20 protein-coding genes are annotated in these 21,841 nt (G+C 44.8%); all 20 read left to right on the top strand.

Translation table 11 applies throughout. The annotated features are described in order from the left end of the window. On the top strand, positions 1 to 1,242 hold the full coding sequence (locus NCCP2222_RS07650) for a M16 family metallopeptidase (RefSeq protein WP_248511207.1): 1,242 nt from the start codon (positions 1 to 3) through the stop codon (positions 1,240 to 1,242). 82 nt (positions 1,243 to 1,324) lie between these two features. Beyond that, positions 1,325 to 1,603 carry a YlmC/YmxH family sporulation protein gene (locus NCCP2222_RS07645; protein ID WP_248511205.1) on the top strand — a complete coding sequence of 93 codons (279 nt, stop codon included), beginning with the start codon at positions 1,325 to 1,327 and terminating at the stop codon, positions 1,601 to 1,603. Then, positions 1,596 to 2,363, top strand: coding sequence for an NAD(P)-dependent oxidoreductase (locus NCCP2222_RS07640; RefSeq protein ID WP_248511811.1), 768 nt, complete (start codon positions 1,596 to 1,598; stop codon positions 2,361 to 2,363). The genes NCCP2222_RS07645 and NCCP2222_RS07640 overlap by 8 nt, the downstream gene beginning before the upstream one ends. Before the next feature lie 19 nt (positions 2,364 to 2,382). Beyond that, positions 2,383 to 2,973 carry a dipicolinate synthase subunit B gene (locus tag NCCP2222_RS07635; RefSeq protein WP_248511203.1) on the top strand — a complete coding sequence of 197 codons (591 nt, stop codon included), beginning with the start codon at positions 2,383 to 2,385 and terminating at the stop codon, positions 2,971 to 2,973. 158 nt (positions 2,974 to 3,131) lie between these two features. After that, a complete protein-coding gene (locus tag NCCP2222_RS07630; protein WP_248511201.1) occupies positions 3,132 to 4,160 on the top strand; it encodes an aspartate-semialdehyde dehydrogenase in 1,029 nt (342 codons plus the stop codon). A gap of 79 nt (positions 4,161 to 4,239) precedes the next feature. Continuing rightward, complete coding sequence (gene dapA, locus NCCP2222_RS07625) at positions 4,240 to 5,130, top strand: 4-hydroxy-tetrahydrodipicolinate synthase (protein ID WP_248511199.1); 891 nt, start codon at positions 4,240 to 4,242, stop codon at positions 5,128 to 5,130. Positions 5,131 to 5,293: 163 nt separating this feature from the next. Continuing rightward, complete coding sequence (locus tag NCCP2222_RS07620; RefSeq protein WP_248511193.1) at positions 5,294 to 6,961, top strand: ribonuclease J; 1,668 nt, start codon at positions 5,294 to 5,296, stop codon at positions 6,959 to 6,961. 111 nt (positions 6,962 to 7,072) lie between these two features. Continuing rightward, complete coding sequence (locus NCCP2222_RS07615; protein ID WP_248511191.1) at positions 7,073 to 9,418, top strand: DNA translocase FtsK; 2,346 nt, start codon at positions 7,073 to 7,075, stop codon at positions 9,416 to 9,418. 143 nt (positions 9,419 to 9,561) lie between these two features. After that, on the top strand, positions 9,562 to 10,290 hold the full coding sequence (locus tag NCCP2222_RS07610; RefSeq protein ID WP_248511189.1) for a GntR family transcriptional regulator: 729 nt from the start codon (positions 9,562 to 9,564) through the stop codon (positions 10,288 to 10,290). A 91-nt stretch (positions 10,291 to 10,381) separates the two neighbouring features. Next, the gene (locus tag NCCP2222_RS07605; RefSeq protein ID WP_248511187.1) at positions 10,382 to 11,452 is read left to right on the top strand and encodes a BMP family lipoprotein; all 1,071 of its coding nucleotides are present in this window, start codon (positions 10,382 to 10,384) and stop codon (positions 11,450 to 11,452) included. 150 nt (positions 11,453 to 11,602) lie between these two features. Further along, positions 11,603 to 13,171 carry an ABC transporter ATP-binding protein gene (locus NCCP2222_RS07600; protein ID WP_248511186.1) on the top strand — a complete coding sequence of 523 codons (1,569 nt, stop codon included), beginning with the start codon at positions 11,603 to 11,605 and terminating at the stop codon, positions 13,169 to 13,171. Then, on the top strand, positions 13,161 to 14,207 hold the full coding sequence (locus NCCP2222_RS07595) for an ABC transporter permease (protein ID WP_248511184.1): 1,047 nt from the start codon (positions 13,161 to 13,163) through the stop codon (positions 14,205 to 14,207). Before NCCP2222_RS07600 ends, NCCP2222_RS07595 begins: the two co-directional genes overlap by 11 nt. 1 nt (position 14,208) lies before the next feature. Then, the gene (locus NCCP2222_RS07590; protein WP_248511182.1) at positions 14,209 to 15,174 is read left to right on the top strand and encodes an ABC transporter permease; all 966 of its coding nucleotides are present in this window, start codon (positions 14,209 to 14,211) and stop codon (positions 15,172 to 15,174) included. Positions 15,175 to 15,405: 231 nt separating this feature from the next. Beyond that, positions 15,406 to 16,677: an EF-P 5-aminopentanol modification-associated protein YfmF gene (gene yfmF, locus NCCP2222_RS07585; RefSeq protein ID WP_248511180.1), complete on the top strand. Its 1,272-nt coding sequence runs from the start codon at positions 15,406 to 15,408 to the stop codon at positions 16,675 to 16,677. Next, positions 16,677 to 17,975 carry an EF-P 5-aminopentanol modification-associated protein YfmH gene (gene yfmH / locus NCCP2222_RS07580; protein ID WP_248511810.1) on the top strand — a complete coding sequence of 433 codons (1,299 nt, stop codon included), beginning with the start codon at positions 16,677 to 16,679 and terminating at the stop codon, positions 17,973 to 17,975. Before yfmF ends, yfmH begins: the two co-directional genes overlap by 1 nt. Before the next feature lie 4 nt (positions 17,976 to 17,979). Next, complete coding sequence (gene ymfI, locus NCCP2222_RS07575; protein ID WP_248511178.1) at positions 17,980 to 18,705, top strand: elongation factor P 5-aminopentanone reductase; 726 nt, start codon at positions 17,980 to 17,982, stop codon at positions 18,703 to 18,705. Between the two features lie 131 nt (positions 18,706 to 18,836). Then, on the top strand, positions 18,837 to 19,634 hold the full coding sequence (locus tag NCCP2222_RS07570; RefSeq protein ID WP_238083942.1) for a YmfK family protein: 798 nt from the start codon (positions 18,837 to 18,839) through the stop codon (positions 19,632 to 19,634). A gap of 20 nt (positions 19,635 to 19,654) precedes the next feature. Next, the gene (locus NCCP2222_RS07565) at positions 19,655 to 20,542 is read left to right on the top strand and encodes a helix-turn-helix domain-containing protein (RefSeq protein WP_248511176.1); all 888 of its coding nucleotides are present in this window, start codon (positions 19,655 to 19,657) and stop codon (positions 20,540 to 20,542) included. A gap of 68 nt (positions 20,543 to 20,610) precedes the next feature. After that, a complete protein-coding gene (pgsA, locus tag NCCP2222_RS07560; RefSeq protein ID WP_248511174.1) occupies positions 20,611 to 21,189 on the top strand; it encodes a CDP-diacylglycerol--glycerol-3-phosphate 3-phosphatidyltransferase in 579 nt (192 codons plus the stop codon). Between the two features lie 17 nt (positions 21,190 to 21,206). Then, the coding region (locus NCCP2222_RS07555; protein WP_248511809.1) for a CinA family nicotinamide mononucleotide deamidase-related protein at positions 21,207 to 21,841 on the top strand (635 nt) is incomplete at its 3' end.

The following is a 21,841-nucleotide window of genomic DNA, read 5'->3' as shown; positions in this document are numbered from 1 at the left end:
ATGCTCGAAAAATATACTTGCTCGAATGGGGTTCGCATCGTTCACGAGAAGCTGCCACATGTCCGTTCTGCTGCAATTGGTATCTGGGTGAAGGCCGGGTCCATGCATGAAGGGGAATCGGAAGCAGGATTGGCACATTTTATTGAACATATGCTGTTTAAAGGAACTGCGCAACGCAGTGCTCGGGACATCGCGGAACAATTTGATATGATGGGCGGGGACATCAATGCCTTCACATCCAAAGAGATGACTTGCTATTTTACAACGGTATTAGGACATCACGCCGAAAAGGCAGTAATGGTCCTTGCGGATATGTTTTTCAATTCCTCCTTTGATACGGAAGAGATTGAGAAGGAGAAAATGGTCATTTACGAGGAAATCGCATCAGTCGAAGACACGCCTGAGGAGGATGTCGACGAACTATTATGGTCTGATATGTTTGCCGGGCATCCTATCGGCCGGACTGTCGGCGGCAAGGAAGAGACGATCCGGACGTTTACAAAGGAAAAAATCCAAAAGTTCTTGAATGCTCATTACGTGCCCGAGAATATTGTCATTTCAATAGCAGGAAATTATGATGATGGTTTGCTGCAGACAGTTATTCAACTTTTCGGATCCTATACAAGTAGGCATAGAACTGTCGTTTCCGCCATGACGGAAACACCGCTCTTTCAATCCGCTGGCAGAAAGAAAGTGAAAGATATTGAACAAGCGCATTTTTGCATCGGTTTTCCAGGTTTGACGATCCGAGATCCACATCTCCACGATCTCATTTTGTTGGACAGCATCGTTGGAGGAACGATGTCATCCAGGCTTTTTCAAGAAATCAGGGAAGAGCGAGGGTTGGCGTACTCGGTTTATTCCTATTATTCCGCCTACGAATCGGCAGGCGCTTTTGTCATATACGGTGGTACCTCACCCGAACGACTGCAAGAAGCGATGGAGACAGTCGAGGATATCCTGAGTGATATCGCCGAAAACGGCATCTCCGAACGGGAACTGCTGAATGCAAAAGAGCAATTAAAGGGCAGCTTCTTGCTCGGACTGGAAAGTACTGAGGCAATTATGCATCGGAATGGGAAGCAGGAACTCATTCTGGAGGACCATAAGTCGATTGATGAAGTCGTCAGATTAATTGATGAGGTGACAGTGGAAAAGGTGAACGCTATGGCAATGAAGCTGCTTAAGCGTGAAAGAGCCGTATCCATTCTCGGACCGCAACTGATTTTAGAAAGCCGATAATTTTATAGAAAATCCCTTTTCCCGGCAGTTTTTTCTAGGTCGACTCATATGATAGAGGGAATATGCGGAAAGGGGAGAGAAAATGTTATTGTCAGAGCTCGCCCAGAAAGAATTGATCCAGGTAGAGGAAGGAATTAGATACGGCTTTTTAGCGGAGACCGATATGATTTTTAATAAAAAGACGGGAGAAATCCTTGGTTTTGAAATTAGGAAGAAGTTTGGCAGAAATCCCTTCAAAAATCGGGATCAACAACCAGCTGAATTCATTCCTTGGAGTGAAATCGTGTTAATTGGCGAAAATCGGATTCTTTTTGGAAAAACGCATCATCTGGGGGACTTCGATATTGAAGACTATGCATGAAGAGAAATGGCTGTTTATTGGCAGCGACCGGAGATTGGAAATTTGTAGCACCCTTTTTGAGGGGATGGGCATTCCATCCGCCTATTTCAATTCGAATGCATATAGTGAAGAATTAGGCCAACTGATCACATCGTTTCAACCCGGACATATCGTTTTTCCCATATTAGAGATGCAAGGGAACATACCTCCGGAATTGTTGGCAAACGGCACGAAGCTATATGTTGGTGTGGCAACGAACCAATGGATCGATATTTATCAATCGAGTGGTTACCAGGTCGTCAGATATTTGCATGAGGAGCGGTTCATCTGGGAAAATGCGATTCTGACTGCTGAAGGGTTTCTTCGTGAGTTTTACAAGGACTCCAACCGTTGCGTCCAAGGAAAACACTTTTTTGTCACAGGGTTTGGCAAAGTCGGAAAGATGACAGCCAAAGCGATTCAAGCCTTAGGAGGAAAAGTGACTGTAATTGCAAGGTCCGAGGCCCAATTAAGCGAAGCTATCTCGTTAGGGTATACCATTCAATCCATCCATCAGGACTTAAGTGAAGAGGATTCAGTTCTAGTGAATACCATTCCCGCACAATGGCTTTTCCTGCAAAACCATTCACCTCTTCGTGTCTATGACTTAGCGTCCGCTCCGGGGTGCCTAAAGCCCGGTTCTTTTGCTGAATACTATACAATACACCTTGGGTTGCCCGGGAAACATTTCCCGGATGATGCCGCACAAGTATTGGCAGAAGCACTTCTAAGGATGGAATAGCGGACGAAAGGGGAATTGGATGCTGGAAGGTAAAAGGATCGGTTTAGGGATTACCGCTTCGCACTGCACCTATGATCAAATCCTGCCGGTCATAAAGGAATTGCAAGATGCTGGGGCGTCAGTCGTTCCGGTGATCACTCACTCGGTATTGACTGCCGCCACCCGATTTGGGACGGGTGAGGAATGGATACAGCGAATTGAAGAGGCGACCGGTGAGAAAGTAATATCGACTATAGTGGGAGCCGAACCATTCGGTCCCTCGTCACCGGTCGACTGCATGATTATTGCTCCGATGACTGGAAACTCAATTAGCAAGCTGGCCAATGCTGCCACCGACTCACCGGTCTTAATGGCAGCTAAAGCAACATTGCGCAATGGATCTCCCGTATTGCTCGGGATTTCAACGAATGATGCGCTCGGATTAAACGGAATGAATATTATGAAGCTGCTCAATACAAAAAATATCTATTTTATCCCGTTCGGACAGGATGACCCGCATAAGAAACCGAACTCGTTAATCTCCGATTTCACTCTCATGGTTCCCGCCGCAGCTGCAGCACTTGAAAAAAGACAGCTGCAGCCATTATTAATTATTCACGAGAAAATATAAAAATTCACTACCGAAATATTTTAAATATGATATAATTCCTCCAATGAATTGATAAGGATAAATGGATGTAAGCGGGTGCGGACATTCCTATTGGTTATTTTTGTATATAGGATGCAAGCAACCCTAATCCCCATCCTTTTTTCGAAAGGGAGATAGAGATGATAATGAAGAATATTGCAATAGTCGGAGCAACGGGAGCGGTTGGAACAAAAATTCTTGAAAAGCTGGTGGAACGGAACTTTCCTATGCAGTCCGTTAAACTATTGGCTTCCGCAAGATCTGCAGGCACTGAGATCAAAGTAGGAGACCAAACATATATCGTAGAGGAAACGGTACCCGAGTCTTTCGAGTCGGTGGACATTGCATTTTTCAGTGCAGGCGGATCTGTCTCTCAAAAATTCGCTAAAGAAGCGGTTGCCCGCGGGGCGATTGTTATCGATAACACGAGTGCATTCCGTATGGACCCGGAGACGCCTCTCGTCGTTCCAGAAGTAAACCCGCATACACTGCAAAAGCATCAAGGCATTATTGCCAATCCGAACTGCTCGACGATCCAAATGGTCGCTGCGCTTCAACCAATTCGAGAAAAATTTGGGTTAAAGCGAATTATTGTCTCGACATACCAAGCGGTTTCCGGTGCAGGTGCGGAAGCGATCGATGAGTTACAGGAACAAAGTCGTCAATTTAGCGATAGAAAAAACATTGAAGCGGCTATATTGCCATCCGCCTCTGCGGAGAAGCATTATCCAATCGCGTTTAATGCCATTCCTCAAATTGACATGTTCGGCGAGGCTGGATATACACTGGAAGAATGGAAAATGATGAACGAAACGAAAAAGATTTTTGGTGACGATTCCATTGCCGTGTCTGCCACTTGCGTCCGGCTTCCGGTCGTCTCTGGCCACTCAGAATCAGTTTATATCGAAGTTGAAAAAGAAGGGGTTACTGTAGAAGATCTTCACCAGGCAATGGCTGGCGCCCCTGGAGTTACTTTGCAGGATGACCCGTCCACTCAGTTTTATCCGATGCCTCTATTTGCGGAAGATGAGGATGATGTTTTCGTCGGCCGAGTAAGAAAAGATCCGAACGAAGCAAAAGGTTTTCATATGTGGATTGTCTCTGATAACTTGCTGAAGGGTGCCGCATTAAATTCCGTTCAAATCGCCGAAAAGTTATTGGAGCGCTAAGCAATCAGTTTTCCATTATCTGCAGCCTATTCGTAACAAGATGGATAACCAGGGTATTACGAATAAAGGGATGGTCAGAATGGAACTTGGACAAATTGGAACAGCGATGGTCACTCCTTTTTCACAAGCAGGGGACATCGATTACGAAAGAACTGAAAAATTGATCGAGCACTTAATCCAAAACGGCACAGATTCCCTGGTCGTTTGTGGGACAACGGGTGAATCGCCTACATTAACACATGCGGAAAAGGCAAATCTACTGAAATTTTCGATTGATATTGTAAAAAAGAGGATTCCTGTCATTGCGGGAACGGGAACGTTCAATACCGCTGAAACCGTGTATTTGACGAAACAGGCGGAACAATTGGGGGCAGATGGCATCATGCTCGTCGCCCCTTACTATAATAAACCGGATCAAAAAGGAATGTTCGCACACTTTTCCTACATTGCAACCGAAACATCTCTTCCGATCATGCTGTACAACATTCCGGGACGGTCTGCTGTCAATATGCATGCCACAACGGTCATTGAGTTATCAAAAATAAAAAATATCCGTGCTGTCAAAGAGGCAAGTGGAAGTCTTGATCAAATGGCCGAAATCATTTCCGGGACGGACGCTGGCTTCTCCGTTTATAGCGGGGATGATGCACTGACGCTGCCGGTGCTCGCAATTGGCGGGAAAGGGATTATATCCGTCGCGTCCCATGTAGTTGGGCCGGAGATGCAATTAATGATCAACTCGTTTAAGCAAGGAAAACAGGACCAGGCGGGAGCGATGCATCGTGCGCTCGTTCCACTTTTCTCAGCCTTGTTTTCTGCACCAAATCCGGTGCCTGTGAAGTATGCCTTGCAAAAAATAGGCATTGAAACTGGAGGCGTCCGGCTGCCGCTTAGGGAGTTCGGTGAAGATGCCAGACAATTCGACATTATCTGGGATGAATTTAAGCAAAGTCAGAAACTATTCGTTTAGTAAAGTGGCTTAGCTGTTTAATAAGCTATATGGTGAAATATCATAAGAGCCGAATCAGAGCCGGTCTTTGCAACCGGCTTTTTTTGTTTGTGCTTAAGGGGTTTCGTCACGTATAATGATACATAGTCGTAATGGACGGGAATTTACAATAGGAGGAAACATTGTGACAAAGACAAAAAATGAATTGATTAGAATCATCCCGCTCGGTGGAGTCGGTGAGATAGGGAAAGCGATGTATGTTGTAGAAATAGATGAAGAATTATTCATCGTTGATGCAGGACTGATGTTTCCGGAAGGTGAGATGCTCGGCATTGATATCGTCATTCCAGATATGTCCTACATTGAGGAAAACAAAGAACGGGTCAAAGGTATTTTCCTGACACACGGGCATGAAGATGCGATCGGTTCTATTGCCTATCTCCTTCAAAAAGTACAAGCGCCAGTTTACGGCTCGAAGCTTACGTTAGCGCTTGCCAAAGAACATTTAAAAGAAATGCCGGCTCCTGCGCCAGTCAAATTCTTTGAAGTGACAAATAAAAGCCGGATGAATTTTAAACGCACGCATGTGACGTTTTTCCATACAACTCACAGCATTCCAGATTCGTTAGGAATCGTCTTCCATACAAGTGAAGGCGCAATCGTGCATACAGGGGAGTTCAAATTCGACCAGTCTGCCAAAGGTAAATATCGTCCAGACCTTTCACGGATGGCGAACCTTGGCGAGGACGGCGTTTTCATTTTGATGTCTGATTCCAATGAAGCGGAGCGTCCTGGCTACACGACTTCCGAATCGGTCATTGAAGAACAGCTCTCTAGCACTTTCCACGCCGCAGATGGAAGATTGCTTGTAGCACTTTATGCATCAAACTTCATACGGATTCAGCAAGTCTTCGACAAAGCAGCGGAGACCGGAAAAAAAGTTGCCGTCGTAGGCAAGAGTTTGGAAAGCTATTTCGAAGTAGGTATGCGCTTAGGTTACTTGCAGGTGGATGAAGAGATGGTCATTCCGATAAAGGAAATCGGCAAGTATGAGGACAAGGATATCGTCATTATCGTGACCGGCAATAAAGGAGAGCCACTCGATGCGCTTGAAAAAATCGTGCGCAACCATCACCGTGAAATTAAAATGAAGAGTTCTGATACAGTACTTATCACATTCACGCCTTCACCCGGCATGGAAATTTCAATGTTCCAAATGATGAATGAAATTTCGAAAGCGGGAGCTAATGTTCTTACATCAATAAAGAAAGTCCATGTTTCTGGACATGGAAGCCAAGAAGACTTAAAGATGATGATTAACTTAATGCGTCCGAAATATTTCATTCCAATTCAAGGCGAGTATAAGATGCTGATCGCCCATTCCAAGCTGGCGCAGCAAGTCGGTCTTGCAAAATCCCAAATATTCATAGCGGATAAAGGGGATATTGTAGAATATAAAAATAATAAGATGCGCATGAGCGGCCGTGTTCAAGCAGGCAACGTCCTCATTGACGGAATCGGTGTGGGAGATGTAGGCAATATCGTATTGCGCGACCGCAAGTTGCTGTCCCAAGATGGCATTTTCACTGTTGTCATTACACTGAGCCGGAAGCAGAAAAGGATTGCGGCAGGACCTGAAATCGTCTCGAGAGGTTTCGTCTATGTCCGAGAATCAGAGGAATTACTGGAAGAGTCCAAGAAGCTCGTCAGAGGCATTGTCGAGAAATATGTGAATAAAGATACGTTTGAATGGACAAACATAAAACAAGAGATACGTGACACGCTAAGTTCTTATTTGTTCCAACAAACGAAGAGACGCCCGATGATTATCCCAATTATTATGGAATATTAATTTTTGCCGGCGAAAACCGAACAGAACTGTCATAGCGACTGATGATATGCTGAAAAGGATTTCCGTGCCGACCCGAGCGGCGGGAAATCCTTTTTTGAAAGGAGGAGGAACATGTCCAAGAAAACGAAGAAGAAAAAGAAAGGCGCGTCTTCTAAAAAGAAAAAAGAGGACGGACTGCACCCACTGATTTATGAAGTGTCGGGCTTGACGATGATTGGACTCGCCATCATTATCATTTTCGAATTCGGCATTGTGGGCAGAGGGCTGGCATCATTTGCAAGATTCCTCTTCGGAAATTGGCATAGTGCTGTTCCTTTCTTATTAATTGTGCAGGCGTTGCTATTCATGATCAAACGGAAGGCAGGCGGCTGGAAAAACCGGATTGTTGCAGGCAGCCTATTCGTTCTGGCCAGTCTGCTGCTGTTCAGTCATATTCACTTATTTAAGGAACTGCACAATAGTCATACACTGCTATCAAACTCAGCCTTAAAAGAAACTTGGAAAGTATTAATCACGAATGAAGGGATTCAGTCGAGAACCGGGGCATTAGGCGGCGGCATGGCGGGTGCCATCCTTTTCGCTATGTTCCACTCATTGTTCGATTCGGCCGGTGCTACGGTCGCAGGTATCCTCTTATTGTTGATCGGTATCGTGCTGCTTACAGGCAAAGCGCTCGTTCCGATTTTAGTTGAGGCATACCCGAAAGCATGGGCCTCCATGCGTGAGCGCTTCGCTAAGAAACCGAAGCCTGTCCCTACCGGTAAGAAGAATGCGGATACACGAATGTCAAGGTCCAGAAAACAGATCAGCGAGAATATTGAAAAACAACCTGAGGAAACACTGGCCACGTTTGAAGCAGAAGAGGTTGTTTCGCAGCCGATTATCTCTGCATTCAACGAACGGCGGACGGAAACGCCTGAAGAAGAAAGTCGTCCGGTTTCACAACATCATGAAAAACCTGCTGCAGAGGAACGGCAAGACGAGCCTGCAAACCCTTATGACGGAGTTGCCGGAGAAGAGGAGAATACTTCTTATATATTGCCGTCCTCTGGGCTCCTAAAGGAAACTCCGGAGAACGACCAATCAGGGGAATTGAATTCCATTCAAGCCAATGCCCAAAAACTAGAGCGTACGTTTTTAAGTTTTGGTGTCAAGGCCAGAGTGACAGAAGTCCATCTTGGTCCAGCCGTTACAAAATACGAAGTGCTTCCGGATACAGGTGTAAAAGTCAGCCGGATCGTTAGCCTGTCGGATGATATTGCACTTGCGCTTGCAGCTAGGGATATTCGGATTGAAGCGCCAATCCCAGGTAAATCAGCTGTTGGCATTGAAGTTCCGAATAATGCAGTGGCTGTCGTCAGTCTACGTGAAGTAATTGAGGCAAAAGAAAATAACCGGCCTGGTTCCAAGCTGATGATTGCCCTTGGAAGAGATGTTACTGGTCAAGCGATGCTGGCAGAGCTGAATAAAATGCCGCATGTTCTCGTTGCCGGTTCAACGGGCAGCGGGAAGAGTGTCTGCATAAATGGGATCATCATCAGTATTTTATTGCGGGCTAAACCGCATGAAGTAAAAATGATGATGATCGATCCGAAAATGGTAGAATTAAATGTCTATAATGGGATACCTCATCTATTGGCTCCTGTAGTAACCGATCCAAGAAAGGCATCACAGGCACTGAAAAAAGTCGTATCTGAGATGGAGCGCCGTTACGAACTCTTTTCCCACACGGGCACTCGTAATATTGAAGGTTACAATGAACATATTGAGCAATGGAATGAAGAAAACGAGGAGAAACATCCGAAGATGCCGTATATCGTTGTCATTGTCGATGAGTTGGCAGATTTGATGATGGTCGCTTCTAATGATGTGGAAGATTCCATTACTAGGCTCGCCCAAATGGCCAGAGCTGCAGGCATCCATCTGATCATTGCCACCCAGCGGCCAAGTGTGGATGTTATTACAGGTATTATTAAAGCAAATATCCCATCCAGAATTGCTTTTGCCGTTTCCTCTGCCGTCGATTCAAGGACCATCTTGGATGGAGTCGGCGCAGAAAAGCTTCTTGGACGCGGAGATATGCTATTCCTTCCTGCGGGTGCCTCGAAGCCTGTAAGGATCCAAGGAGCTTTCGTTTCCGATCAAGAAGTCGAGGCGGTCGTTGATTTTGTCATCGAACAGCAGAAGGCACAGTATCAGGAGGATATGATCCCGACGGAAATTGAGGAAATCTCCCCGCACGAAGAAACAGATGAACTTTATGACGAAGCCGTGAACTTGATTTTGGAAATGCAGACAGCTTCTGTTTCCATGCTTCAGCGAAGATTCCGGATCGGATATTCAAGAGCCGCAAGAATCGTTGATCAGATGGAAATGCGCGGTGTTGTTGGGCCTTCCGAAGGCAGTAAACCCCGTCAAGTCCTAATAGATAGAAGCGAAGCCGATATTCATTCATAAATGGAAATAGTTATCAGTCTTTTCTTTTTCTTCTGCTTTCAAAATCGGGTGTTTATTTTGTATGGTGAAAATGATATAGTATGGATGATTAGTCACGATGTCACACATCAGAGGTCTAACCTCTTCTGGAGGGAGGAAATGCAGTGATGATAAAAGCGGATCCAAGACATTTATATGTTCAAGTGATTGAGCGGCTAAAACAGGATATCGAGGATGGAATCTTCAAAGAGAATGAAAAATTCCCTTCTGAATTTGAACTCTCCCGGTCCCTTGGCGTTAGCAGAGCTACGCTTCGAGAAGCGCTGCGTGTCCTGGAAGAAGAGAAAATCATTGTCAGGAAGCACGGGGTTGGTACATTCGTCAACTCCAAGCCGTTATTCACATCAGGCATCGAACAGTTATCTAGCGTATCTTCTATGATATCGGATGCTGGCATGGAGCCTGGGACAATATTCAAAGAAGTGGATAATGTGTTGCCAAATGACGAAATGATGAACAAGTTTGACTGTGGCGCAGGAGACAATCTCGTCACAATCAAACGGGTACGCACCGCTGATGGAGATCCAGTCGTATATTGCATCGATCATGTCTTGGCTAAACATCTTCCGAATGGACAAGATGTACTTGCCAATGAATCCATTTTTAATGCAATTGAGCAATCAGGTGACATCCGAATTGTCCAAGCAATAGCGAATATTGAACCAGTCGGCTATGATGACGAGGCTTCAAGCATCTTACGCTGTGGTGTCGATGTACCATTGCTAGTTCTGCTGCAACATCATTACAGCGAAGAAGGTGAAATGGTCCTGTTCTCGAAAAACTATTTCAGAGCGGATAAATTCAGCTTTCATGTTGTAAGGAAACGGGTATAAGGTGGGGTCCGGATTAATGCCGGATACACTTTGCAAGACGTTTAGCACGTCGCATAAATACCAAATTATAAAAAACAGGGAGGTCCACACAGTGAGCAAACGTAAATACGGTCTTGCGTTATCATTGGTTCTTGCTGCCGGTACAATTTTAGGGGCTTGCGGAACGGACAAAGACAAAGAGAAAGACAACAACACATCTTCAAGCGGTGGAAATCAATCCGAATTCTCCGTAGCCATGGTTACTGACGTAGGCGGCGTTGATGACAAATCGTTCAACCAATCTGCTTGGGAAGGAATCCAACAGTTCGGCAAGGACAACGAGATGACTAAAGGTGACGGTGGTTTCGATTATCTTCAATCGAAAGATGAATCTGACTATACGTCCAATTTGAACGCGCTTACTCGCCGTGATTTTAATCTAGTATTCGGCGTAGGCTTTTTAATGGAAGATGCGATTGATACCATTGCATCCCAACAAACTGAAACAAACTATGCCATTATTGACGGTGTAGTCGATCAACCGAACGTAGCAAGCATCCTGTTCAAAGAGCAAGAAGGAGCTTTCTTGGCTGGTGTTGCTGCTGCATTGATGACAAAGTCTGACAAGATCGGATTTGTCGGCGGAATGGAAATTCCAGTTATCGAACGTTTCCAAGCTGGCTTTGAAGCTGGTGTCGCTGCTGTAAAACCTGACATCAAGGTTGATGTTCAATACACAGGTGCATTTGACAAAGCGGAACTTGGTAAAGCAGCTGCAGGCCGTATGTATTCTTCAGGCGTAGATATTATTTTCCACGCTGCAGGCGGTTCTGGTAATGGTGTATTCACGGAAGCAAAAGAACGTAAAAAAGCAGACAAAGATGCTTATGTTTGGGTAATCGGTGTTGACTCCGACCAGTACGAAGAAGGTAAAGTCGGTGACGACAACGTTACATTGACATCTATGTTGAAACGTGTTGACGTAGCAGTTCAAGACATTTCCAACTTGGCTAAAGAAGGGAAATTCCCAGGTGGAGAAACAAAAGTTTACGGTTTGCATGATGATGGTGTAACCCTAGCTGACTCCCGTGGCGCAATTCCTGAAGATGTCTTAAAGCAAGTTGACGATTATGCAAAGAAAATTGCTGATGGTGAAATCGAAGTACCTGAATTCACAAAGTAATTGATGTACGAATGGTATTGGCCGGTTAAGTCCGGCCTTTATCATTTGGGAATACTGAATTGATAGAGTAAAAGATTTTTTCTTAAAAATCTTTTATTGTGTCAATTAACTGAAACAATCTTAAATAAATCACATGAGGAAGTGAAACGATTGGAATACGTCATTGAAATGCTGAATATTTCAAAGCAGTTCGGTAATTTCTTCGCGAATGACAACATCACTCTTCAATTGAGGCAAGGAGAAATTCATGCACTCTTAGGAGAGAATGGTGCGGGCAAGTCAACATTGATGAACGTGCTCTTTGGCTTGTATCAGCCAGAAGAAGGCGAGATCCGGGTCAAGGGCAAGAAGGTAAATATATCGAATCCTAACATAGCAAATGACCTTGGAATTGGGATGGTCCACCAGCACTTTATGCTCGTTGAAAATCTGACGGTTACTGAAAACATTATTCTAGGCAGTGAGCCTACCAAAATGGGAACTGTTAATATTAAAGATGCAGCAAAAAAAGTTGCCGAAATTTCGAAGTTATACGGGTTGAATGTGGATCCGTATGCGAAAATTGAGGACATTTCAGTAGGAATGCAACAACGTGTGGAAATTCTGAAAACGCTTTATCGCGGTGCAGAAATTCTCATTTTTGATGAGCCAACCGCTTCCTTGACACCACAGGAAATCGAAGAATTGATCGCCATCATGAAGAAATTGATAGCTGAAGGTAAATCAATAATACTGATTACGCATAAGCTTCAAGAAATCATGGATGTTTCTGATCGAGTCACTGTTATCCGAAAAGGGAAAGGAATCGGAACCGTCATTACAGCGGAGACGAATCCCGAAGAGCTCGCCACGTTAATGGTTGGCCGGCAAGTGACATTTAAAACCGAAAAAGGGCCTTCGCATCCGAAAGAAGAAGTTCTGCATGTCGAGGAGCTGGTTGTTGCTGACAACCGCGGGATTGAAAAGGTAAAAGGCTTGAACTTGTCGATACGGGCTGGTGAAATTGTCGGCCTAGCGGGGATTGACGGGAACGGACAGTCGGAGCTGATTGAGGCCATTACCGGCCTGCGCAAGGTGAAGAGCGGTAAGATCAGCCTAAATGGCAAGGATATTACTGGAAAAAAACCTCGTGAAATTACCGAAACAGGTGTAGGGCATATCCCGCAGGACCGTCATAAGCACGGCTTGGTTCTTGACTTTTCGGTCGGATACAACGCCGCTTTGCAGGAGTACTACCATAAACCATATTCTAAAAATGGCATAATGAACTATAAAGTCATTTCCTCTCATGCGAACCAAATCATTGAAGAATTTGACGTCCGTACACAGGGTGAGCACGAACTGGCTAGAGCCTTGTCAGGAGGGAACCAGCAGAAGCTGATCATCGGCAGGGAAGTGAAGCGTAATCCGGATCTTCTCATTGCGGCATTGCCGACGCGCGGCTTGGATGTTGGGGCGATTGAATTCATCCATAAGCGGTTAATCGAACAAAGAGACAATGGAAAAGCAGTCTTCCTCATTTCGTTTGAATTGGACGAAGTCATGAATGTATCAGACCGGATAGCAGTTATCCACGATGGACACATAATAGATACGGTGACACCAGCCGAAACGTCTGAACAGGAACTAGGTTTGCTTATGGCGGGCCATTCAAGAGACAAAATCGTGACAGACGGGGAAAATGCCGTTGTGAAAGAAGGTGACGATGATGTCAAATAAGGTTGTGAATATACTCGTTCCTGTCATTTCGATCATATTAGGCCTTATTGTTGGGGCAATCGTCATGCTGGTGAGCGGCTATGATCCAGTAGCTGGTTATATTGCTTTATGGAACGGTATCTTCGGTGATGCGTATGCAATCGGTGAAACGATCCGTCAAATCAGTCCATATATTTTGGCTGGACTTGCTGTGGCGTTCGCTTTCCGAACAGGCTTGTTCAACATCGGGGTAGAAGGGCAATTGATGGTCGGTTGGTTCGCTGCAGCGTATGTCGGTTCTGCTTTTGAGCTGCCGATGATCATTCATTTGCCATTGTCATTGCTCGCAGCAGCTGTAGCAGGTGCTCTTTGGGGACTCATTCCCGGAATTTTAAAAGCTACTTTACGTGTGCATGAAGTTATTGTAACGATCATGATGAACTACATAGCCCTCCATACAGTCAACGCCTTAATCAAAGCGGTGTCCGGCGGAGGCTACAAAACTGAAAAGATTCAACCGACCGCTTCCTTGCGTTCGGACTTCTTATCCCAGTTAACTGATTTCTCAACATTGCATTATGGAATTTTCGTTGCGCTGGCGATGGTCATTGTAACGTGGTTCATTCTTGAGAAAACGAAGACGGGCTATGAGTTGAAGTCTGTTGGTTTTAACGATCATGCGTCACAATATGCAGGGATGAACGTCAATAAAAACATCATTCTTGCGATGGTTATATCAGGTGCATTCGCAGGTCTTGGCGGAGCCATGGAAGCTTTAGGTACTTTTGGAAACATGACAAACCGAGGCGGATTTACCGGAATCGGTTTTGACGGAATTGCCGTTGCCTTGCTAGGTGCAAATTCACCGCTTGGCGTTATTTTCGGCGCATCCTTATTCGGCTCCTTGAAATACGGTGCGAATAATATGCCGAATGCAGCAAATATTCCTTTGGAGATTGTTTCGATAGTCATAGCACTCATCATTTTCTTCGTAGCCTCGGGTTACATCATCCGTGTTGGTTTACAACGGTTGGCAAAGAAAAAGGAGGCGAAATGATATGAGCTTCTTGGAAGTTCTCTATTTCATCATTCCAACGACCATCGCATATGCGGCTCCATTGATCTTTACGGCTATTGGAGGAGTATTCTCCGAACGTTCCGGTGTTGTTAACATCGGTTTGGAAGGTCTCATGGTCATGGGTGCGTTTATCGGTATCGTGTTCAATCTATTTTTTGTAGATACCTTTGGAAGTTGGACACCTTGGGTCGCCTTGCTCGTAGCAATGGTTGTTTCGGCATTATTTTCCCTCATGCACGCAGTAGCATCGATCTCCTTCCGTGCGGATCAGGTTGTATCAGGGGTGGCGATCAACATGCTGGGGATCGCGATTGCTTTATTTACAGTGAAAATGATTTTTGGCAAGGGACAGACAGATTTCATTCAAGAAAAGATTCCGCGTATTAATATCCCTTTCTTACAGGATATCCCGGTTCTCGGTCCTATGTTCTTCAAATCAGTTTACGGTTCTTCCATCCTTGCAATTGCTGTAGCAATTCTCGCTTGGTTTGTCATTTATAAGACGCCATTCGGCTTGCGTCTCCGCTCTGTTGGGGAACATCCGATGGCGGCTGATACGATGGGGATCAATGTTTCGAAAATCCGTTACGTCGCTGTTATTATCTCAGGTGGATTAGCTGGTATTGGTGGGGCGGTTTATTCGCAAACGATGACGGGCGATTTCGGCCACGCGACGATCAATGGACAAGGGTTCATGGCGTTAGCGGCAATGATATTTGGTAAATGGCATCCAATCGGGGCGATGGCTGCGGCATTATTCTTCGGTTTTGCCCAAGCCCTTGCAATCAGTGCGGGTTCGATCGACGTAGAATTCATTCAAAAGATTCCATCCGTCGTCTTCCTGATCTTGCCGTATGCTCTTACAATTTTGGCATTGGCTGGCTTTATCGGTAAAGCGAACGCACCGAAAGCGAGCGGTACTCCATATATTAAAGGCAGCAGATAATAAAAATGCATATGCTGTCTCAAGTTTGAGTTTTACATCCTACACTTCGGCATTATGCTGCTAAATAGAAAACCGTCTGGAAAGATTCTACTTCATCCAGACGGTTTTTCTATTGTATTTCGGATACACTAACATTATGCAATCAGGATGCGTTTACTTTGCAACGCAGGATCATAAGAATGTATAGTGAAATAGGGTACTTGGAATATTAGGAAAACAAGAGGTGTTCATATGTTTAGGAAAACAGTTCTGCAAGAAGGCGTTACACTGTATGTCCGAAATACGAAGCAGTTTAAAACAATCAATTTATCAATTAAGTTCAAATCCGATTTAAATGTGGATAAAAACGCAAACCGTGCAGTCTTAGCAAATGTCATGCAGGACTCTAATGCGGTGTACCGGTCTCAAAGCGAATTCCAAAGAGCACTCGATACTCTTTATGGAACCGTCTATTATACGGACGTATCGAAGCGGGGAGACGTACATATCCTGTCGGTCAACACGGAATGCGTCAACGACGAATATTTGAAGGAGCAGGGTGTGTTTGAAGAGGTTCTTAATTTGATGCGCGTTGTCCTGTTCGAGCCTAATTTTGAAAATGGTTCATTCGCTGAAGACGTGGTGCAACGGGAAAAACGTGTTGTCAAAGAAAGAATCCGCTCAGTCTATGATGACAAGACGAGATATGCACAAAAAAGGATGCTGGAATTGATGAGACCTGATCAGCCCGCTTCCATTTCTGCTTACGGAAATGAATCGGCTGTAGATCAAATTTCTGCGGAGTCACTTACAAACGCTTACAATGATATGCTTGCGTCAGATGAAGTCGATATCTATGTGGTTGGGGATATCAATGAAGACGAGTTGATCCAAAAAATATCTTCTTTAATAGGATTAAAAGCCCGTACAATTGACCGGGCAGTCGAGGAAGTGTCAGCTCCTGATGTAAAAGAAGTGCGCAACGTACGTGAAAAGCAAGAAATGAAGCAAGGGAAATTGCAAGTCGGCTATCAGACACCGATTACTTTTACTCATCCTGACTTCATTAAAATGCAAGTTGCCAACGGGGTACTCGGAGGCTTTGCACACAGCAAGCTATTTATGAATGTACGTGAAAAGGAAAGTATGGCTTACTACGTCAACAGCGCCTACGCCGCACATTATGGGATTATTTATGTGCTGGCCGGAATTGATGCGGAGCTGGAAGAAAAAGCGGTGAAGTTAATTGAAGAGCAACTCGAGGCAATGCGCAATGGGGAAATTTCTGATTTAGAAATCACTCAAACGGTTGCGCTTCTTTCCAATAGCATCCGAAGCTCATTCGATTCCGCAAAAGGACAAATCGAAGTGTTTGATCAATATAAACAATTAGACGAGCATTTTAATGCAGACAATTTAATTTCCAAATGGGCAACTGTTACAAAAGAAGATGTCACAAAAATGGCTTCCAATATTAAGATGGAATTGGTTTACTTGTTATCGGGAAGAGAGGCGACTGAATGATGGAAAAAATTACATTTGAAAACTTGCAGGAAACTCTCTACCATGAGAAATTGGAAAATGGATTGGATGTCTACGTACTGCCTAAAAGAGGCTTTTCCAAGACATATGTAACCTTTACGACGAAATACGGTTCGATTGACAGTGTATTCGTACCTCGCGGTAAAGAAGAAATGGTACGGGTGCCTGATGGAATCGCGCATTTCCTTGAGCATAAGATGTTTGAAAAGGAAGAGGGGGACGTTTTTCAGAAGTTCGGGGAAAATGGAGCTTCAGCAAATGCGTTCACTTCCTATACACGCACATCTTATTTATTTTCGACGACTGAAAAATTGTATGACAATACGAAAGTCTTGTTGGACTTTGTTCAGCAGCCATACTTTACTGAACAGACAGTCGAAAAAGAGAAAGGGATCATTGGCCAGGAGATTACGATGTACGAAGATAATCCAGACTGGCGCCTCTATTTAGGGACGATTCAAAACCTGTATAAGCAGCATCCGATCCATATAGATATACTTGGAACGTATGAATCGATCGATAAAATCACAGCAGATCATTTATATGAATGCTACGAAACATTTTATCATCCGTCCAATATGGTCTTTTTTGCTATTGGAGCGGTCGATCCGGAAGAGATGATCGAATTCGTCAAGAAAGATCAATCCGCTAAAACTTTTTCTGAACCGGAAGAAGTGGTGCGTGATAAACATGAGGAACCGTCCGAGGCCGGCATCCCGGCTAAAACGATCAACATGGACGTCACCAAACCGAAATTCAGCTACGGCATGAAATGTGACCGGACGAATTTGTCTGGCGACGAATTGCTTCGGCAAGAGCTGGCAGTCAGTTTAGCAATGGATATCCTTTTCGGCAGATCGTCAGATTTTTATTCGAAAGCTTATGCCGAAGGATGGATCGATGAATCGTATGGGTATGAATTTAATTTAGAAAAAAGCTTCGGCTTTGCGGTCATTAATTCAGATACCGAGCACATGGATGAACTGGAGCAGTTGATCAAAACGACAATTCAGTCGACTGCAGGCAATTGGTCTATCAGCGACGAAGATTTGGAAAGAGCACGGAAGAAGCGGATCGGTCAATTGATGCGCTCGTTGAATTCCATTGAATATATTGCCAATCAGTTTACCCATTATCTTTTCAATGACATGAATTTATTTGATATCCTGCCGGTACTTGAACAATTGGATGGAAACGACCTGAAAGAGGCATTTGGAACGATAGCAGATCCAAAGAGCCATACTGTTTTTAAAATTACCCCTGCTGGCCAAGCGAAATGACGCGATGAAACATGCGGTCATTTTAGGTGCTTCGGGAGGCATCGGCAGGGCGATCAGCCGGAAGCTCGCATCTTCCGGCTGGTCGCTGTTTCTGCATTATCATACAGGCAAATCGGCAGTCGTTTCTCTTCAAAGGGAACTTCTAGCCAAGTATCCGGAGAGTGAATTTATTCCGGTCCATGCAGACCTTTCCCAAAATGGCGGAGCAGATATCCTATCTCGGCAGGTCGGTCATGTACAAGCCGTTATCGTTTCCAGCGGCCAGACCGTCATGAAATTGCTGACTGATACATCCTTGCCTGAAATGGATGCGCTGTGGAATGTCCATGTTAAAAATCCCGCTGCCTTAATAAGCTTGCTGTCTCCTCAACTGAGGAGTTTTGATCATTCTTATATTGTTTTCATTGGGTCCATTTGGGGAAATACTGGAGCAGCAGGTGAAGTGATGTACTCTGCTGTAAAGGGGGCACAGCACGCCTTTGTAAAAGCATATGCCAAAGAAGCCGCCTATTCAGGTATTACCGTCAATGCCATTGCACCTGGATGGATTGAAACCGAGATGAACGGCGCCCTTTCAGAAGAAGAGAAGCAAATGGTAATCGACCAGATTCCTCTTCGGCAAACAGGCACCCCCGAGCAAGTGGCAGATCTGGCAGATTTTCTGATCAGCGGCAAAGCCGATTATATGACAGGTGAAATTTTAAAATTAAATGGCGGTTGGTACATATAAAGGAAGAAAGATGCAGGATGAATCCTCTTTTCATTTTTGCTTTAATTCATGTTGGGAATCCGCTATGATAGAACTATGTTGCATCTAATGCGTCCTATTGAAGGCTGCTATGAAGGATGGAGGGAAGTTGAATGGGTGAATGGTATGTGGAATACGAAATTCAAGTTAACCGGCCAGGACTTCTCGGCGATATCGCTTCCCTATTAGGGATGTTGCGCGTCAATATCATAACGATTAACGGAGTGGATGGCGGGCACCGTGGAATGCTCGTTCGAACTGAAAACGATGATCAGATCAAACGCTTTGAATTGATTGCATCCACAATGGAAACGATCCAAGTGAAAAAAATACGCGAACCGAAGCTGCGTGACATTTTAGCTGTGAGACACGGCAGGTATATCCAGCGGGATGTGGATGACCGTAAGACGTTCCGTTTCCTCCGAAGTGAACTCGGCGTTCTCGTTGATTTCATGGCTGAATTATTCAAGCAGGAAGGCCATAAGCTAATCGGAATCCGAGGAATGCCGCGCGTGGGCAAAACGGAATCTGTAGTGGCGGCCAGTGTTTGTGCGAATAAAAAATGGATATTTTTATCGTCTACTATGATTAAACAGACTGTACGCAGCAATTTGGCCGGGGATGAGTTTTCCAAAGATAATATCTTCATCCTAGACGGTATTGTAACCCGAAAATCCGGTGATGAACGACATATGCAGCTAGTCCGAGAGATGATGCGGATGCCTTCCATCAAGGTTGTTGAACATCCTGACATGTTCGTACAACATTCCGAGTACGACATGGAGGATTTTGACTACATCATCGAATTACGAACAGATCCAGATCAAGAAATTACATATGAAATGATGGAAAAGAACCATATGATGTCCGACAGTGGACCGATGGGCGGATTTGGAATGTTTAATTTCTAATGTTTAGGTAGGTGATATGAGTGACCGGATTAGGTGATCGTCTCAAAGAGGCGAGAACAGCTAAGGGATATTCATTGGATGACTTGCAATCATTAACTAAAATTCAGAAACGGTACCTTTCCGGTATTGAGAATGAAGATTACAGCATGATGCCAGGATCTTTTTATGTCCGTGCTTTCATTAAGCAATATGCTGAAGCAGTCGGATTAGATGCGGATGAAATGCTTGCGCTTTACAAAGATTCCGCTCCACATGTTAAGCCGGAAGACGAAGGACAAGTCGCTTCTCCTCCTATGTCGAGAAAGCGCAGTTTCCGTACAAGCAACCGGTTTAATGAAATGGCTCCAAAGATTATTGTGGCGTTATTCATTCTTGTTATTATCGTCGTCATCTGGACTCTATATCAAAAGAGACCGGAGAAACCGTTTGTAGAACCAGACTCAGGAGCAGGCGTCACGATGGAGAGCAAACCGCCTGTAGAGGATAGCTCCAAGCCTGGCAAAGCGGATGGAGATGCAGAAAAAGGTAATGACAGCACTTCTGAAGAGGATGGAGCGGCGACCGAAGAACCGCCCGCTGATGAAACGGTAGTACAGGAACTCGCCTTTGTGAATACGGCAGGTGAGACCTCAACCTATACCTTGACGAATGCTGAAAAGTTCAACCTTGAAATTAAGACAAGCGGTGATTCCTGGATTGCAGTTACAGATAGCGCCCAACAGGAACGGACACCGAAGGCGGATATTAGAAAAGCGGGCGAAGTATTGGAAGTAGATGTTTCTGATACAGAATCTGTGCGCATCCGGGTTGGAAGGACTATCAATACTGAGATTTATGTAAATGGAGAACTTCTCAAATATCCTTCTGATCGTGTGACGCAGAATATCATTATTGAATACAAGAAATAAAAATAGTCATCTTTGCGGATGACTATTTTCTTTCAATACATAAATGTTGTAAAGGACAGGTGAGAGCTGTGAATTTACCTAATAAGATTACTGTTGCGCGAATCGTGCTCATCCCGATTTTCATGATATTCATGCTGGTCGATTTCGGCATGGGAAATGTGGCAGTAGGCGGAACCGAGCTGTCTGTTGAACAATTGATCGGTGCTCTTATCTTTATTATCGCTGCGGCAACTGACTGGTTTGACGGGCATCTGGCCCGCAAGCATAATTTGGTCACCAATATGGGGAAATTTCTTGACCCTCTTGCAGACAAGCTGCTTGTTTCGGCGGCTTTGATTATTCTTGTTGAAATGGGCTTGGCTCCCTCCTGGGTTGTCATCATCATTATTAGCCGTGAATTTGCCGTGACCGGATTACGTTTAATCTTGGCAGGCGGCGGTGAAGTAGTTGCAGCAAACCAACTTGGAAAAATAAAAACGGCGACTCAGCTTGTCGGGATCGCATCCCTTTTGCTGAACAACATCTTCTTTGAAGCCATCAATGTTCCATTTGGAACAATCATGCTCTATATTGCCCTTGTTTTCACCATTTGGTCAGGTGCTGACTATTTCTATAAAAATAGACGGGTCCTCTTGGATTCGATGTAAATGGGAGCGGATGAGTGATGAAAGCAGAAATTATTGCAGTCGGATCTGAATTGCTCCTAGGTCAAATTACAAATACAAACGGGGCTTTTATTTCACAAAAGCTAGCGGAAATTGGAGTCGACATTCATTATCACACGGTCGTAGGCGACAATCCAAAGCGGTTGGACGAGGCGATAGTCATAGCCCAGCAACGTGCAAATACGATCATTTTCACCGGGGGACTTGGCCCGACAAAGGATGACTTAACAAAAGAAACAATCGCCGCAAGGTTAGGTGTGTCCCTAGTCAGCAATGAGGAAGCTCTTACTGAAATTCAAGCGTATTTCAAACGCACGGGCCGCCATATGACGGAAAACAATAAAAAGCAGGCGCTTGTGCTGGATGGGTCTCATGTATTGCCGAACAGGCACGGCATGGCCCCTGGTATGGCAATGGAGAAGGACGGTATACGTTACCTATTGCTGCCCGGGCCGCCGCACGAGATGAAACCAATGTTTGAAAAGGAAGCAATCCCTTTTCTGCTTGGCGCGCTGGGAACGAATGACGTAATCGCATCCAGAGTATTGAAGTTTTACGGTATTGGCGAAGCGGAGCTGGAAGACCGGGTTCAGACGATCATCGACAAACAGACAAATCCGACTGTCGCGCCGCT

Origin of the sequence: Sporosarcina sp. NCCP-2222 (assembly GCF_023168145.1) — a bacterium.
Classification (GTDB): Bacteria; Bacillota; Bacilli; order Bacillales_A; family Planococcaceae; genus Sporosarcina.
This window is presented reverse-complemented; position numbering and strand designations above follow the sequence as displayed.